This window comes from Blastococcus sp. SYSU DS0539, assembly GCF_054050855.1.
Genome location: NZ_JBJHAF010000008.1, coordinates 154314 through 169548, shown reverse-complemented (window position 1 = coordinate 169548; position 15235 = coordinate 154314). Strand labels below are relative to the sequence as shown.

16 protein-coding genes are annotated in these 15235 nt (G+C 74.7%); 6 read left to right on the top strand and 10 right to left on the bottom strand.

Annotated elements, in window-relative coordinates:
* Window positions 1-142 precede the first annotated feature (142 nt).
* The 4 genes from ACI790_RS12135 to ACI790_RS12120 form a co-directional block, all read right to left on the bottom strand.
* Complete coding sequence (locus ACI790_RS12135; protein ID WP_456570025.1) at window positions 143-1168, bottom strand: threonine aldolase family protein; 1026 nt, start codon at window positions 1166-1168, stop codon at window positions 143-145.
* A complete protein-coding gene (locus tag ACI790_RS12130; protein ID WP_456570024.1) occupies window positions 1161-2498 on the bottom strand; it encodes a class II 3-deoxy-7-phosphoheptulonate synthase in 1338 nt (445 codons plus the stop codon). The genes ACI790_RS12135 and ACI790_RS12130 overlap by 8 nt, the downstream gene beginning before the upstream one ends.
* 70 nt (window positions 2499-2568) lie before the next feature.
* Window positions 2569-3597: a 6-phosphofructokinase gene (locus ACI790_RS12125; RefSeq protein ID WP_456570023.1), complete on the bottom strand. Its 1029-nt coding sequence runs from the start codon at window positions 3595-3597 to the stop codon at window positions 2569-2571.
* Window positions 3598-3750: 153 nt separating this feature from the next.
* Entirely contained in the window at window positions 3751-4239 is a 489-nt protein-coding gene (locus tag ACI790_RS12120) for a polyadenylate-specific 3'-exoribonuclease AS (RefSeq protein WP_456570022.1), read from the bottom strand.
* A 75-nt stretch (window positions 4240-4314) separates the two neighbouring features.
* On the opposite strand from ACI790_RS12120, the gene glpK reads away from it, so the two are divergent.
* On the top strand, window positions 4315-5790 hold the full coding sequence (gene glpK, locus ACI790_RS12115) for a glycerol kinase GlpK (protein WP_456570021.1): 1476 nt from the start codon (window positions 4315-4317) through the stop codon (window positions 5788-5790).
* A 36-nt stretch (window positions 5791-5826) separates the two neighbouring features.
* On the opposite strand, the gene ACI790_RS12110 is transcribed toward glpK, so the two are convergent.
* Entirely contained in the window at window positions 5827-6741 is a 915-nt protein-coding gene (locus ACI790_RS12110; protein ID WP_456570020.1) for an SDR family oxidoreductase, read from the bottom strand.
* A 115-nt stretch (window positions 6742-6856) separates the two neighbouring features.
* On the opposite strand from ACI790_RS12110, the gene ACI790_RS12105 reads away from it, so the two are divergent.
* Genes ACI790_RS12105 through ACI790_RS12095 form a run of 3 tightly spaced genes read left to right on the top strand, consistent with a single transcriptional unit; the run spans window position 6857 to window position 9934 of the window.
* Window positions 6857-8389: a flavin-containing monooxygenase gene (locus tag ACI790_RS12105; protein WP_456570019.1), complete on the top strand. Its 1533-nt coding sequence runs from the start codon at window positions 6857-6859 to the stop codon at window positions 8387-8389.
* Entirely contained in the window at window positions 8386-9324 is a 939-nt protein-coding gene (locus ACI790_RS12100; protein WP_456570018.1) for an alpha/beta fold hydrolase, read from the top strand. Before ACI790_RS12105 ends, ACI790_RS12100 begins: the two co-directional genes overlap by 4 nt.
* Window positions 9325-9340: 16 nt before the next feature.
* Entirely contained in the window at window positions 9341-9934 is a 594-nt protein-coding gene (locus tag ACI790_RS12095) for a TetR/AcrR family transcriptional regulator (RefSeq protein WP_456570017.1), read from the top strand.
* On the opposite strand, the gene ACI790_RS12090 is transcribed toward ACI790_RS12095, so the two are convergent.
* Window positions 9931-10692, bottom strand: coding sequence for a lysophospholipid acyltransferase family protein (locus ACI790_RS12090; protein ID WP_456570016.1), 762 nt, complete (start codon window positions 10690-10692; stop codon window positions 9931-9933). The two genes, ACI790_RS12095 and ACI790_RS12090, sit on opposite strands and share 4 nt — an antisense overlap.
* 111 nt (window positions 10693-10803) lie before the next feature.
* On the opposite strand from ACI790_RS12090, the gene ACI790_RS12085 reads away from it, so the two are divergent.
* Window positions 10804-11622: an alpha/beta hydrolase gene (locus ACI790_RS12085; RefSeq protein ID WP_456570015.1), complete on the top strand. Its 819-nt coding sequence runs from the start codon at window positions 10804-10806 to the stop codon at window positions 11620-11622.
* On the top strand, window positions 11619-12302 hold the full coding sequence (locus ACI790_RS12080; protein WP_456570014.1) for a hypothetical protein: 684 nt from the start codon (window positions 11619-11621) through the stop codon (window positions 12300-12302). Before ACI790_RS12085 ends, ACI790_RS12080 begins: the two co-directional genes overlap by 4 nt.
* On the opposite strand, the gene ACI790_RS12075 is transcribed toward ACI790_RS12080, so the two are convergent.
* From ACI790_RS12075 to ACI790_RS12060, 4 genes are read right to left on the bottom strand one after another with little or no spacing between them, the layout of a single operon-like run.
* The gene (locus ACI790_RS12075) at window positions 12299-13288 is read right to left on the bottom strand and encodes an ROK family glucokinase (protein WP_456570013.1); all 990 of its coding nucleotides are present in this window, start codon (window positions 13286-13288) and stop codon (window positions 12299-12301) included. The genes ACI790_RS12080 and ACI790_RS12075 overlap by 4 nt on opposite strands.
* Window positions 13285-13605 carry a hypothetical protein gene (locus tag ACI790_RS12070; protein ID WP_456570012.1) on the bottom strand — a complete coding sequence of 107 codons (321 nt, stop codon included), beginning with the start codon at window positions 13603-13605 and terminating at the stop codon, window positions 13285-13287. Before ACI790_RS12070 ends, ACI790_RS12075 begins: the two co-directional genes overlap by 4 nt.
* Complete coding sequence (locus ACI790_RS12065) at window positions 13602-14753, bottom strand: ArsA-related P-loop ATPase (protein WP_456570011.1); 1152 nt, start codon at window positions 14751-14753, stop codon at window positions 13602-13604. Before ACI790_RS12065 ends, ACI790_RS12070 begins: the two co-directional genes overlap by 4 nt.
* A 6-nt stretch (window positions 14754-14759) precedes the next feature.
* Window positions 14760-15191, bottom strand: coding sequence for an SRPBCC family protein (locus ACI790_RS12060; RefSeq protein WP_456570010.1), 432 nt, complete (start codon window positions 15189-15191; stop codon window positions 14760-14762).
* Window positions 15192-15235: the final 44 nt, after the last annotated feature.

Genomic DNA, 15235 nt, shown 5'->3' with positions numbered 1-15235 from the left:
CCCGGGCAGGCGAGGACTACGCGCCAGTTCGCGAGCCAGGTCGGCCAGCTGCGGTCGTCAGCGGAGCGATCTGTGGACGGCGCGCGTCATCGGGCGCGAATGCGCAGTTCCTAGCCCTGGAACTGCGCATTCGCGCACACCGTCAGCGGTCCAGCAGCTCCGCGAGGACGTCGGCGGCGCGGTCGATGCCGGCGCGGTCGACGTCGAGGTGGGTGACCAGCCGGAGCCGGCGCGGGCCCACCTGGCCGACCAGCACGCCGTGGGCCTTGGCCGCCTCGGCGACCATCGGCGCCGGGACGTCGTCGACCACGACCATGTTGGTCTCCACGTTCGCCGGGTCGACGCCGAGCCGCTTGGCCAGCAGCTGGGCGTGCTCGTGGTCCTCGGCCAGCCGGGGCAGGTGGACGTCGAGGGCGTGCAGCCCGGCGGCGGCGAGCACGCCGGCCTGCCGCATGCCGCCGCCGAGGCGCTTGCGCCACAGCCGGGCCGTCGCGATGCGCTCCGCCGAGGCAACCAGCACCGAGCCGACCGGTGCACCGAGCCCCTTGGACAGGCAGACCGACGCGGTGTCGGCCAGTCGGCCGTAGGTGGCCAGGTCCGTGCCGGAGGCCGCCGCGGCGTTCCAGACGCGGGCGCCGTCGAGGTGGACGGCGACGCCGGCACCCCGGGACCAGTCCCACAACCGGCGCAGCTCGCCGAGCGGCTGCACGAGCCCACCGCCGCGGTTGTGCGAGTTCTCCACCGCGATCGCCGCGGTGGCGGTCAGGTGCCAGTCACCCTTCGGCCGCACCTGGTCGATCAGCTGCCGGGCGTCCAGCCGGCCGCCCGCGGAGACCACCGTCCGCGTGGAGATGCCGAAGATCGCGGCGGCCGCGCCCATCTCGTAGGTGACGACGTGCGCGTCGGCGTCGCAGAGGATCTCCTGGCCGGGCTCGCAGACCAGCCGCATGCCGATCTGGTTCCCCATGGTCCCCGAGGGGACGAACAGCCCGGCCTCGTGGCCGAACATGGCCGCCACCCGCTCCTCGAGCGCGGTGATCGACGGGTCCTCGCGGTAGACGTCGTCGCCGACCTCGGCCTCGGCCATGACGCGGCGCATCGCCGCGGTGGGCCGGGTGACGGTGTCCGACCGCAGGTCGACGACGCCGCCGGGGAAACCGTCAGCCACGCAGCATCTCCGCCACGAGGAAGGCCAGCTCCAGCGACTGCCCGGTGTTCAGCCGCGGGTCGCAGGCGGTCTCGTAACGGCTGTTGAGGTCGTCGTCGCCGATCTCCATCGCGCCGCCGAGGCACTCGGTGACGTCCTCACCGGTGAGCTCGACGTGGATGCCGCCGGGCCAGGTGCCCAGCGCCCGGTGCACGTCGAAGAAGCCCAGCACCTCGTCGACGACGCGGTCGAAGTGGCGGGTCTTGTAGCCGCTGGGCGACTCGTGGGTGTTGCCGTGCATGGGGTCGCACTGCCACACCACCTGGTGGCCGCTGGCGGTCACCTTCTCGACGATGCCCGGCAGCACGTCGCGGATCTTGCCGTTGCCCATCCGGCTGATCAGCGTGAGCTTGCCGGGGACGCCGTCGGGGTCGAGCCGCTCGACGAGCTCGGTGGCCTGCTCCGGCGTCGTCGTCGGGCCGATCTTCACGCCGATCGGGTTGGCCAGCTTCGAGACGAACTCGATGTGCGCGCCGTCCATCTGGCGGGTGCGCTCCCCCACCCACACGAAGTGGGCGGAGAGCGCGTACGGGCGGCCCTCGTGCATGCGCAGCAGCGCGCGCTCGTAGTCGAGGATCAGCGCCTCGTGCGAGTTGAACAGCTCCACCCCGCGCAGCGCGTCGGACTCGATGCCGCACGCCCGCATGAACGCCAGCGCCCGGTCGATCTCCCGGGCGATGACCTCGTACCGCACCCCGGCCGGCGAGTTGGCCACGAAGTCACGGTTCCAGTCGTGGACGGCGTGCAGGTCGGCCATGCCGCCGCGGGCGTAGGCCCGGATCATGTTCATCGCCGCGGCCGAGTTCGCGTAGGCGCGCACCAGCCGGTTCGGGTCCGGGATGCGCTGCTCCATCACCGGCTCCAGCGAGTTGACCATGTCGCCGCGGTAGGACGGCAGGCCGAGGGCGTCGGTGTCGGACGAGCGCGGCTTGGCGTACTGCCCGGCCACCCGGCCGACCTTGACCACCGGCACGCTGGCGCCGTAGGTGAGGACGACGGCCATCTGCAGCAGCGTGCGGGTGGTCGCCTGCAGGTGCGGCTCGGTGTTGAGGTCGAAGGTCTCCGCGCAGTCACCGCCCTGGAGCAGGAACGCCTTGCCCTGGGCGACGTCGGCCAGCTGGGTACGGAGCGTGTCGACCTCGGCGGGCGCGACGATCGGCGGCACCGTGGACAGCGTTCCGAGCACCGCGTCGAGGGCGGCGCGGTCGGGCCACCGCGGCTGCTGGGCGGCGGGCAGTTCCCGCCACCGGTCCAGGCCGGGCACCGTCTGCGCAGGTTCGGTGAGACTCACGCCCCCGAGGGTACGGCGGTTCCGTACTCCGGCCGGAGGGCATGTCGCCGGTGCCACACTTCCGGCGACGTCAGCCGAAGAAGACCTCCGCCTCGGCGTACCGCTCGGCCGGCACCAGCTTGAGCTGGGCGGTCGCCTCCGCGAGCGGGACCCGGATGATGTCGGTGCCCCGCAGGGCGACCATGACCCCGGTCTCGCCGGCGTGCACCGCCGAGACGGCGGCCAGGCCGAAGCGCGTGGCGAGCACCCGGTCGAACGGCGACGGGGTGCCGCCGCGCTGCACGTGGCCGAGCACGACCGCCCGGGCCTCCCGGCCGGTCCGCTCCTCGACGAGCGCGGCCAGCGCCGGGCCCACGCCGCCGAGGCGCACATGGCCGAAGGCGTCCTTCTCCCCGGTGGACAGCACCATGTCGCCGTCCTTCGGCTTCGCCCCCTCGGAGACCACGACGATCGGGGAGAACCCCGAGGCGAACCGGTGCCGCACGTGCTCGACGACCCCGTCGACGTCGAACGGGTGCTCGGGGATCAGGATGACGTTGGCCCCGCCGGCCATGCCGGCGTGCAGCGCGATCCAGCCGGCGTGCCGGCCCATCACCTCGACCACGAGCGTGCGGTGGTGGCTGTCGCCGGTGGTGTGCAACCGGTCGATGGCCTCCATCGCGACCCCGACGGCGGTGTCGAAGCCGAAGGTGTAGTCGGTGGCGTCCAGGTCGTTGTCGATGGTCTTGGGCACCCCGACCACGCGGACGCCCCCGGCCTCGGCCAGCCGGGCGGCCACCCCGAGGGTGTCCTCCCCGCCGATGGGGATCAGCGCGTCGACGCCGGTGCGGCGCAGGGTCTCCAGCACCCGCTCCGGGCCGCCGTCGACGGAGTAGGGGTTGGTCCGGGACGTGCCCAGGACCGTGCCGCCGCGCGGGAGGAGGCCGCGGACCGACGGCAGGTCCAGCGGCACGCTGTCGTCCTCGAGCAGCCCGCGCCAGCCGTCCCGGAAGCCGACGACCTCGTCGCCGAGCTCCCCGACCCCCTTGCGCACGATCGCGCGGATGACCGCGTTGAGGCCGGGGCAGTCGCCGCCGCCGGTGAGGATGCCGATGCGCATGGACGCCTCCGGGGAGCTGCGGGCGGGCCGGGCCCGACGCCGGTCGCGGCCATGATGCCGCAGGTCGGCGCCGTGGTCGACGTGGGAACGCGGCTCTGCTTCCCGCCCCGTGCGGCCCGCGGGCCCGGGAGGTCCTCTCGCGCGGCGGTCCGCTCAGGACCCGGTGGCGGCCTCGATCGCGTGCCAGCGGGCCAGGTTGTAGCGGGCGTCGACCAGCGCGTCGTGGGTGCCCGCCGGCTTGGGCGGCAGAGCCGGCTGCCCGCGGTCGTCCCAGCGCTGGCGCAGCTCGCGGGTGAACCGCGGGATCGGCCGGGGCAGCGCCGGCATCGCACCCCACAGCTGGCACAGCGCCACGTGGTCGTAGGCGGCGAACCAGGCCCACAGCTCGATCTCCTCGCCGGGGCCGGTGAGGAAGGCGAGCAGGTCGTCGCGGATCCGCTCGCGGCTGCGCCAGGCCTTGTCCGCGGGCGGCGGCAGCTGGTCGAGGACGTTGCGGCGCACCCACGGGATCGCCTTGTCCGGGTCGAACGCGGTGCTCACCGCGTAGAACTCGCGTCCGGTCTCGTCCACGACGCCGATCGACACCAGGTCGATCGTCGTGCCGTCCTCGATGAACTCGGTGTCGTAGAAGAAGCGCCGCACCGCACCACCGTAGGTGGCCCGGGCGACGGCACGATCGCCGCAGCGCGGCAGGGTGGCGGCGGCTAGGTTCGGGCCATGCCGGTACTGGCCATCGATGCAGGGACCACCGGGGTGACCGCGCTGGTCGTGGGCGAGCAGGGCGACGTCCTGTCGCGGGGCTACCGCGAGTTCGCGCAGCTGTTCCCGCGCCCGGGCTGGGTGGAGCACGAGCCCGACGACATCTGGACGGCGACGGTGGCCGCCTGCCGCGAGGCGCTGGCCGGCACCGACGAGCAGCCCACCTGCATCGGCCTCACCGACCAGCGGGAGACCGCCGTCGTCTGGGACCGGCGCACCCTGCACTCCCCCCGGCCGGCCATCGTCTGGCAGGACCGCCGCACCACGCAGATCTGCGACCGGCTGCGGGACGAGGGCGTCGAGGAGCAGGTCGCGCGGGCGACGGGGCTCCGGCTGGACCCCTACTTCACCGGGACCAAGTTCGCCTGGCTGGCCGAGCACGAGCCGCGGCTGTGGTCCGGCGTCCGCGACGGCTCGCTGGCGCTGGGCACCGTCGACTCGTACGTGATCGCCCGCCTCACCGGCGGCCCGGCGCACGTCACCGACCCGACCAACGCCAGCCGCACCCTGCTCTTCGACCTGGAGAAGGGCGCCTGGTCCGACGAGCTCTGCGACCTCTTCGACGTCCCGCGGTCGGCCCTCCCCGAGGTGGTGCCGAGCTCCGGCGTCGTCGGCACGACCGACCCCGACGCCTTCCTCGGCCTCGCGCTGCCGATCGCCGGGATCGCCGGCGACCAGCAGGCGGCGCTGTTCGGGCAGGCCTGCTACTCCCCCGGGATGAGCAAGTGCACCTACGGCACCGGCTCGTTCGTGCTCACCAACACCGGGTCCGACATCGTGCGCTCGGGCGCCGGGCTGCTCACCACGGTCGCGTGGGACCTCGGCGACGGGTTGGTCTACGCCCTCGAGGGCGCGATCTTCGTGACCGGCGCCGCCGTCCAGTGGCTGCGCGACGGCCTCGGGCTCATCGACTCCGCCGCCGAGATCGAGGGGCTGGCCCGCACGGTGCCCGACTCCGGCGAGGTCGTCTTCGTGCCGGCGCTGACCGGCATGGGCGCCCCGCACTGGGACCCGCACGCCCGCGGCGCCCTCCTCGGCCTCACCCGCGGCACCACGCGCGCGCACATCGCCCGTGCGACCCTCGAGGCGATCGCCTTCGAGGTGCGCGACGTCGTCGACGTGATGGTCGACGAGGCCGGCCTGGAGGTCCCGGAGCTGTCGGCCGACGGCGGCGCGAGCGCCAACGACCTGCTCCTCCAGCTGCAGGCCGACCAGCTCGGGGTGCCGGTGCGCCGCCCGAAGGTCACCGAGACGACGGCGCTGGGCGCGGCCTTCCTCGCCGGCCTGGGCACCGGCGTCTGGGGCAACACCGACGAGCTGCGCGCCACCTGGGCCCTCGACCGGCGGTTCGACCCGGAGGCCGGACGCCGCGACGACGGCCGGCACGACCGCTGGCAGGACGCCGTCGGCCGCGCCGGCTCCTGGACCCACTGACCCCGGCGATCTGTGCACCTATCGACGGGGTCGGTCCTAGGCTGCGCCCTTGGCGCGGTCGCCGACGGAGTTGGGGCCGAACTCGCGCCCGTCCAGCGCCGCGATGTCGCGCTCCAGCTGCGGCACCCGCTTCGCCGAGACCGCCATCGCGACCTTCTCGGCGAGCACGCCGGTGACCAGCTGGCGCAGCGCCGCCACGGTGCCCACGGAACGGGGGACGAACACCCGGCGGCCGCGGGTCTCCAGGTTCTCCACCAGCGCCTCGGCGCACGCCTCGACCGAGGTGAAGGCGCCCAGCGGGCCGGGGAGCTGCCTGCGGGTGGCCTTGAAGGTGGGTAGCGCCGCCTCGGTGTCGCGGACCATGTCGGTGTCGATCCACGTCGGGTGCGCGCTCGCCACGGTGACCCCGCGGTAGGCGACCTCCAGGCGCAGCGCGTCGCCGAAGCGCTCCACGCCCGCCTTGGACGCGCAGTACGCGCTCATGCCGGGCAGCACGGTGAAGGCCGCGGCCGAGCTGATCAGCAGCACGTGCCCGCGGCGCTTCGCGATCTCCGGCAGCGCGGCGTGCGCGGTCAGCATCGTGCCGATCAGGTTGACCTCGATGGTGCGGGCCAGCGCGTGCGCCGACGACGTCATCACCGTGGTGAGCGGCGCGATGCCGGCGTTGGCGACGACGACGTCCAGCCCGCCGAAGGTGTCCACGGTGCGCTGCACCGCCGCCTTCAGGGCGTCGGCGTCGGTGACGTCGGCCTCCACCCACAGGTGCTCGGGCCCGAGCTCGTCGGCGACCGCCGCCAGCTGCTCGGGCTCCAGCCCGACCAGGGCCACGCGGGCGCCACGGGCGGCCGCCTTGCGGGCCAGCTCGGCCCCGATGCCACGGGCGGCACCGGTGATGAGGACGGACCTGCCGGCGAGGGACGTGCGCGTGCGCTTGCCGGGACCACGGGCCATGGGGCATTCCTCCGGGGATCGTCGCGCTCGGATTGAGCACTGCTCAACAGCTGTTGTAGCTTGTTGAGCGTTGCTCAGCAAGCCGGAGGAGAGGACCCATTCCGAGGTGACCAGCGTGATCGAGACACAGTCCGCACCCTCCGCGCGGGCGGGGGCAGCGGCCCGCGAGGTCCGGGTGGCGATCATCGGCTCGGGCTTCGCCGGCCTGGCCATGGCCATCACGCTGCGCGAGCGCGGGGAGACCGACTTCCTGCTGCTGGAGCGGGCCGACGACGTCGGCGGCACCTGGCGGGACAACACCTATCCGGGGGCGGCGTGCGACGTGCAGTCGCACCTGTACTCCTACTCCTTCGCCCCGAACCCGGACTGGCCGCGCTCCTACTCCGAGCAGCCCGAGATCCAGGCCTACCTGCAGGCCACGGCCGACCGCTTCGGCGTCCGGGAACACTGCGTGTTCGGCGCGGACGTCACCGCCGCCCGCTGGGACGACGACCAGCGCCGCTGGCTGGTGACGACGTCGGCCGGCGTGTTCCGCGCCCAGGTGCTGGTGTCCGCGGCCGGCGCCCTGGCCGACCCGACCTATCCGGACATCCCGGGCCTGGACGCCTTCGCCGGCACGGTCATGCACTCGGCCCGCTGGGACTCCGCCCACGACGTCACCGGGGAGAAGGTCGCCGTCATCGGCACCGGCGCCTCGGCGATCCAGATCGTGCCGGCCATCCAGCCGCAGGTGGAGAGCATCGCCGTCTACCAGCGGACCCCCGCCTGGGTGGTTCCCCGCACCGACCACCCGGTGAAGCCGTGGGCCCGGCGGCTCTACCGGACGGTCCCCGGGCTGCAGCGGGCCATCCGCGGCCTGCTCTACACCGCCCGCGAGTTCCTCGTGCTCGGCATGGCCAAGCGCCGGGCATTCCTCAAGCCCGTGGGCACGCTCGCCAAGGCCCACCTCGACCGGCAGGTGCGCGACCCGAAGCTGCGCAAGGCCCTGACGCCGGACTACACGATCGGCTGCAAGCGCATCCTGATCAGCAACGACTACTTCCCGGCCGTGGCGGCTCCGAACGCCGAGCTGGTCACCGCCGGGATCGCCGAGGTGCGGCCGCACTCCGTCGTCACCACCGACGGGATCGAGCGGCCCACCGACACCATCGTGCTGGCCACGGGCTTCCACGTCACGGACCTGCCGATCGCCGGCAAGATCGCCGGCCGGGACGGGCGCACCCTCGCCGAGGTCTGGGACGAGGGGATGGTGAGCAACCGCAGCACGACGGTCGCCGGCTTCCCGAACCTGTTCCTGCTGGTGGGCTCGAACGTGGGCGTCGGCCACACGTCGATGGTCTACATGATCGAGTCGCAGGTCGCCTACGTCGACGACGCGCTCCGCACGATGGACGCCGAGGGTCTCGCGGTGTTGGAGACCACGCCGGCCGCCCAGGAGGCCTACCGCGCACTGATCGCGAAGAAGTCGAGGGGCACCGTCTGGCTCGCCGGCGGCTGCGCCAGCTGGTACCTGGACCAGCACGGCCACAACACCACGCTGTGGCCGGACTTCACCTTCCGGTTCCGGAAGCTCACCCGGTCCCTGGACCGGGAGAACTACGTCGGCATCCCGGCGACCGCGCCGGTCCGCACGGAGGAGGCCGCGTGACCACCCCGTCCCGCACCGTCTGCAAGCGCACCGCCGCCGTTCCCACCGGCGACGGCGCCCGGCTGCACGCCACGGTCGAGGGCGCCGATAGCGCGCCGGTGACCGTGGTCCTCGCGCACGGCTGGACGCTGTCCCAGGCCGCCTGGGACGACGTCGCCACCCGGCTCGCCGACCGGGCCGCCGCCGGGGAGCTCCGCCTGGTCCGGTACGACCAGCGCGGGCACGGCCGGTCGACGTGGGGCGAGGCGGAGATCACCGTCGACCAGCTCGGCCGCGATCTGGCCGACGTCCTCGACCGGCTGGCGCCCACCGGCCCCGTCGTCCTCGGCGGGCACTCCATGGGGGGCATGACCGTCATGTGCCTGGCCGCGGCGCGCCCGGAGCTGTTCGGCGACCGGGTGCGCGGCGTCGCGCTGGTCTCCACCTCCGCCGGCGACCTGACCTCTGATCCCCGCTCGGCGGGTGGGCGCATGGCCAGGATCCGGCCCGGCGTACTCGACGCCGCGCTGGCCGGGGCGGGCGTGCTGGAGCGGCTGCGCAACCTCGTGCCGCCGGCGCACCCGCGCCACCGGAAGATGGTCCGCGGCCTGCTCTACGGCGCCGATGCGACCGACGAGATGGTGCTCACCGGGGCGGAGATCATGCACGCCTCGACGCTGCGCTCCTTCATCCGGTTCATGCCCGCCCTCGGCGACCACGACAAGCGCGCGGAGCTGGCGGCGCTGACCCGGGTGCCGGTCGAGATCTTCGTCGGGGACAGCGACAAGCTCACGCCGGAGCGGCACAGCCTCCACCTCGCCGAGGCGCTGCCCGGGGCACGGCTGCACCGTGCCGAGCGCACCGGCCACATGCTTCCCCAGGAGCAGCCGCAGCTGGTCGTCGAGGGGCTGCTGCGTCTCGTCGCGGCCGCCACCGCCGACCGGGCGGTGGCGTGATCCGGCGGATCCGGGCATGACCGCCTCGCCCCCCGAGCCGGGACGGGGCCGGCGGTCGGCGGGCGACCGGCGGGCACAGCTGGTGCAGATCGGGCTCGAGCTGCTGCCCACCACGCCGGTGCAGGAGCTGACGATCGACGAGGTGGCCCGCCGGGCCGGCATCAGCCGCAGCCTGCTGTTCCACTACTTCCCCAGCAAGCGCGATTACTACGCCGCCGTCACCCGGGCCGCCGCGGAGCTGCTGTGGGCCCACCTGCTGCCCCGGCCGGGCACGCCCGCCGGCACCGACGGCGACGCCGTCGACGGGATGCTGGACCGCTACGTCGGCTGGGTGGAGACCTTCCGGGAGACCCACCTGGCCTTCGTGCGCGGCGCCGCCGGCGGCGACCCCTGGGTGGCCGAGGTGTACGAGGAGACCCGCAGCCGGCTGGTCGAGGTCGGGCTGCAGGCCCTCGGCCTGCCGGACGACGCCCGGCGCCGGCAGCTGGTGCTCGCGTTCTTCGCGTTCACCGAGGAGCTGGTCGCGCAGTGGGTGCTGGAGCCGACGATGCCCCGGTCGGAGCTGCTCGCCCTCCTGCGCGACGTCCTCGCCCGGGTGCTCCCCCGCTAACCGGCGAGCGAGGTGGGGGCGCGGTCGGCGGCCTCGGTGGCGGGCGGCTGCAGCGTGGCGATGACCTCGCTGGCGCTGGCTCCGGTGGCGTCCATCGACTTCTTCACCGTGGCGCCGTAGACGTCGACGTACTCCTGGCCCGACAGCATCATGATCTCGTACATGATCTCGTCGGTGATCGAGCGCTCGACGAAGCGGTCACCGGCCAGGCCCTCGTAGCGGCTGAAGTCCAGCGGCTCGCCGAACCGGACCCGCACCCGGGTGATCCGCTTGCCGAACGGCAGCGTCCGGGTGCTGTAGACCATGGCGACCGGGACGACCGGGACGCCGGTCTCGAGCGCCATCCGCGCCACGCCGATCTTGCCGCGGTAGAGGCGGCCGTCGGGCGAGCGGGTGCCCTCGGGGTAGATGCCCAGCAGCTTCCCGTCGCGGAGGGTGCGGATGCCGGTCTGGATGGCGCCCTCGGCCGCCGAGGCGCTCGACCGGTCGATGGGCACCTGCCCGGCGCCGGTGAAGAACGCGCGCTGGAGGAAGCCCTTCACGCCCGTGCCGGTGAAGTACTCCGACTTCGCCAGGAAGGTGACCCGCCGCTTCAGCTGCAGCGGCATGAACACCCAGTCCGCAGCGGACAGGTGGTTGCTCGCCAGGATGGCGGCGCCCGTCGCGGGTACGTGCTCGGTGCCCTCGGCCTTCGGGCGGAAGACCACCCGCACCACCGGGCCGATCGCGACGAACTTGAGGAACCAGTAGAACAACACGCCTCCCTCGGGGACTGCCAGACTAGGGAGCCTGGGGCCCGAATCACAATCGGAGCACCATCGTGAGGTAGCTGACACCGGCGTCGACGCCGGACGCCGAGGAGGAGCCCCGTGCCCGGACCGACCCCTGCACCCGAGGTCATGCCCGGAGCAGAACCGTTCGACTTCCCCGGGCGCGACGGACCGGAGGGGCGCACCGGCGTGCTGCTGGTCCACGGGTTCACCGGGACGCCGATGAGCATGCGGCCCTGGGGCGAGCACCTGGCCGCCGAGGGCTTCGCCGTCCGGTGCCCGCTGCTCCCCGGCCACGGGACGCGCTGGCAGGACTGCAACACCAGCACCTCCGACCAGTGGACGGCGACGGTCGAGGACGCCTTCGACGAGCTGGCCGCGGTCTGCGACCGGGTGTTCGTCGCCGGGCTGTCGATGGGCGGCACCCTGGCCACCCGGCTGGCCCAGGTCCGGCCCGACGACGTCGCCGGCCTGCTGCTGGTGAACCCGGCGCTGCTGACCCAGCGGCTGGACGCGAAGCTGCTGCCCCTGCTCGCGCGGCTCACCCCCAGCTGGGCACCGATCGCCAGCGACATCAAGAAGCCCGGCGTGGCCGAGCTGGCCTACCCCAAGCTGCCCACCCGGGCGATGATGCAGCTGCGCGGCCTGTGGGCCGCCACCCGCGCCGACCTGGGCCGGGTCACCGCGCCCGTCATCGTCTTCCACAGCACCGAGGACCACGTCGTCGAGCCGGTCAACAGCGCGATCCTGCTCGCCGGGGTGGGCAGCGCGGACACCACCGAGGTGGTGCTGGAGAACAGCTACCACGTGGCCACGCTGGACAACGACGCCCCGCTGATCTTCAGCCGGTCCGCGGAGTGGATCCGTGCCCGCGTGCCGGCCGGCGAGCCGGGTGCGTCACCGGCGGACCGCAGATGACCGACCGGCGGGGACGGGGCCGCCGCGACAACGGCCTCGACGCCGCGCTGTGGAGCCCGGTGCGTGACGTCGACCCCCGCGTGGGCGAGCACCTGCTCGATGTCCTGGAGGCCGCCGGCATCGCCGCGTACCTCGAGCCGGCCGCCGACGTCGGCCCGTACACCCGGTCGGTCGTCCTGCCGAGCCCGCCGTCGGACCGGTTGTACGTCGACCGCGCCCGCCAGGCGGAGGCGCGGGGGCTGGTGGACCAGCATGCCGACGAGCACCCGACCGAGCCCCGTCCGGCCCGCCGGCCGGCCGGCCGCGACATCGACGAGGACGCCGAGTGGCGCCGGATCGTGGCCGCCTTCGAGGCCGAGCACGGTCGCGCCGCCGTCGACGAGCAGCCGTCCGCCGCACCCCCGCCGGCGCCGCACGAGGTGCCGGTGCTGGACCGGCCGGACGAGCACTACGAGCCCCCACCCCCGCCGCCCCTGCCCGTCCCGGCACCGGCGGTGCTGTACGCGGTGCTGCTGGTGGCGGCGGGCATCCTGCTCATCGGCGTGCCCTCGGTGATCGGCCTCTCGGCCGACGCCGGTCTCGTGGTGGGCGTGGCGGTGGTCGCCGGCGGGGTCGCGCTGCTGGTCTCCCGGATGCGTGACCGCTCGGCCGACGACGGCGACGACGGCGCGGTGGTCTAGGCCTCGCCCTCGGCGACGGCCCGGCGGACCAGGTCGGCGGCGCCGACGATGCCGGCCTGGGCGCCCAGGTCGGCGGCGACGATGCGCGGGCCCGGCCGGAACCCGCGGCCGGGCAGCGCGCGCTCGAGCCGCTCCCGCGCCGGCCCGAGCACCATCTCGCCGAGCACGCTGACCCCGCCGCCGATCACCACGACCTCCGGGTCGAGCACGGCGGCCAGGTCGGCGATGCCCTGGCCCAGCCAGTACCCGACCTCGGTGACCAGCTCCAGGGCGAGCGGGTCGCCGTCGTACGCCGCTCGGGCCACGTGCTCGCCGGTCAGCCGCTCGGGCTCGCAGTCCACCCGTTCCAGCAGCAGCGCCGCGGCGGCCGGTGAGGTGCGGGCGACCTCGCGCGCGGTCTGCCCGAGCGCGGTGCCGCTGGCGTACTGCTCCCAGCACCCGCGGTTGCCGCAGGCGCACAGCCGCCCGTCGGGCACGACGCGCATGTGCCCCCACTCCCCCGCGACGCCGTGCGAGCCACGGCGCAGCCGGCCGTCGAGGACGATGCCGCCGCCGATGCCGGTGCCCAGCGTGATCATCAGCGCCAGGTCGGCACCCCGGGCCGCGCCGTAGCGGTACTCGGCCCAGGCCGCGGCGTCGGCGTCGTTGCCCACCCACAGGGGGCGCTGCAGCCGCGCGCCGAGGTCCTTGCGCAGCGTCGAGTTGCGCCAGGCCAGGTGGGGGCTGAACAGCACGGTGTCCCCGGTGCGGTCGAACCACCCGGCGGCCCCGACGCCGACCCCGACGAGCTCGCCGCCGACGCCCACGGCCAGCTCCTCGACCACGGCCGCGATGGCGTCCTCGGTGTCGCTCACCGAGGCGCCCGGGGTGGCCCGGCGGGCGGTCGCCAGGATCGTGCCGTCGGGCGCCACCAACCCGCCGGCGACCTTGGTGCCACCGATGTCGATGCCCAGCGCCGGCCGGGCCGTCACGTCCGGCGAGGTCACGCGATGTCGATCCGCTGGACGGCCGGCTGCCCGGCGGGGGGCGCGTCCTCCTCCGCGGTTGCCGGGTCGGCGGCGCCCTCGCGCGGGGCCTCGGCGAACGTGCGGAGCGCGGCCGCGGCGGTGGTGAGGACGTCGGCCAGGGCCGCGGTCACCTCGGGCCGGTCGCCCCGGACCACGGCCGCCGTCTGGCAGACCGGGCACCAGCGGCAGTCGCCGCCGTGCTCGTCGGCGGTCGCGCCGGGCGCGGGCTCGGCGCTGGCACGGACGGCGTCGACCAGGCGGCGGGCCGAGTCGAGCCAGTCGGCACCGGTGGTCATGTGGTCCTCCCCTCGGCCGCCAGGAGGTCGGCCGGCCACTGCTGCGGATCCGCGCGGAAGCTGACCTCGAGGCGCGCGTCGGCGGTGCCGGGGGCGGCCAGCCGCCCTCCGGTCACCTCGCACCGTCGCAACAACGAGTCCAGGCGCAGTGAACGACGATCCTCCCCCACTGCCACCACGAGGTCATCGCCCCACCGGGTCAGCCCCACGGCCGCCCGCTCGGCGAAGGGCAGCGGCACGGTCAGCGCCCAGCCGCCGCCGTCCCGCCGCCGCGGGGCCGGGGCCGGGGGCCCACCGGAGGCGGGGAGCTCCAGCCCGTCCAGCAGCGCCACCACGGCGTCGACGTCCGTCGGCGTGCCCGGCAGCTCGGGGACCTCGTGCACGGGCGCGACGTCCGCCAGGTCGCCGAGCGCCGCGTCCTGCTCGGCGGCGCGGCCGGCCCACCACTCCCCGGCCCCACCGGCGGGGAGCACCCGGGCCAGCACGGCGGCGGCCCGCAGCCCGTGCAGGCCCAGGACGGTGGCGGCGCTCCGCACCGCCGGGACGGCGGCCCCGCGGGCACCGGCGGTCAACCAGACCGCCGTCGCCGTGGGGTCGGCCAGCCGGTCACGGGTGAGCAGCCGCTCGACGACGGGAACGGCGGCCAGCACCGCGTCGAGCGGACCCGACCGGGCCGCGCCGGCGGTGACCGCCGCCGTCCGGACGGCGGCCAGCGCCCGCGCCGTCGGCGGCAGGGCCTGGTCCAGCCACCACCGCAGCGCCCCGGGCAGGGCGGCCAGCGACAGCCCGTCGCGCAGCGGGCCGGCGTCGACCACCACCACGTCCGCGTCGGCGTTCCCCAGTGCCGCGAGCAGGGCGAGGTCGTCGGCGCCCGGTGGCGGCACGACGGAGCTCGCCGGCGGGAGCGCCAGGTGCGGCAGCAGCGGCCCGAGCGAGTCGACGTGGGATCCCCACAGGTCCTCGACGGCCCGCCGCCCGTCGACCCGCTGCACGCGGAGCCCGGGCACCGCGTCGAGGCCGCTCACCGGGGACGCCTGCCGGGAGAGCAGCAGCGTGCTGCGGCCCTCCCGGGCGGTACGGACGGCGGCGGCCGCGGCGACGGTGGACGTCCCCGCCCCGCCCGGGCCGGTGACCAGCAGGGTGCGCACGCCGGGTCAGCCCTCGACGCGCTTCTTGAGCTCCTTGAGCGCGGTGTCCAGGATGACCTTCTCCGCCTTGCGCTTGATCATCCCGAGCATCGGGATGGAGAGGTCGATGGTGATCGAGTACGTCACCTCGGTGCGGCCGCCGCTCTCGGCGAGGGTGTAGGAGCCCTCCTGCCGCTTCTGCATCTGGCCCGTGACCAGGTGCCAGGAGACGCGGCGGTCGTCGTCCCACGCGTACTCGAGGACGTAGTCGTCCTTCACCGCGCCGGCGTCGAGCACGAAGTGGACGCGACGGGCCCGCCCGTCGTCCCCGGTCTCGAGCACCTCGACCTTCTTGGCGGAGGCGACCCACTGCGGATACGCCGGGAAGTCGGCGATCACCGCCATGACCTCGGCCGCAGGCGCCTCGACGACGATCGACTGGGTGGACTGGTCCGCCATGGGCAGCAGGCTAGCTGCTTCCGGGTGAACGGGCCCCGTCCACC

Bases quoted from the DNA above. Each gene is read 5' to 3' on its own strand.
- ACI790_RS12125 (WP_456570023.1), bottom strand. From the start codon at position 3,597: ATGCGCATCGGCATCCTCACCGGCGGCGGCGACTGCCCCGGCCTCAAC.
- glpK (WP_456570021.1), top strand. From the start codon at position 4,315: ATGCCGGTACTGGCCATCGATGCAGGGACCACCGGGGTGACCGCGCTG.
- ACI790_RS12110 (WP_456570020.1), bottom strand. From the start codon at position 6,741: ATGGCCCGTGGTCCCGGCAAGCGCACGCGCACGTCCCTCGCCGGCAGG.
- ACI790_RS12095 (WP_456570017.1), top strand. From the start codon at position 9,341: ATGACCGCCTCGCCCCCCGAGCCGGGACGGGGCCGGCGGTCGGCGGGC.
- ACI790_RS12080 (WP_456570014.1), top strand. From the start codon at position 11,619: ATGACCGACCGGCGGGGACGGGGCCGCCGCGACAACGGCCTCGACGCC.
- ACI790_RS12070 (WP_456570012.1), bottom strand. From the start codon at position 13,605: ATGACCACCGGTGCCGACTGGCTCGACTCGGCCCGCCGCCTGGTCGAC.
- ACI790_RS12060 (WP_456570010.1), bottom strand. From the start codon at position 15,191: ATGGCGGACCAGTCCACCCAGTCGATCGTCGTCGAGGCGCCTGCGGCC.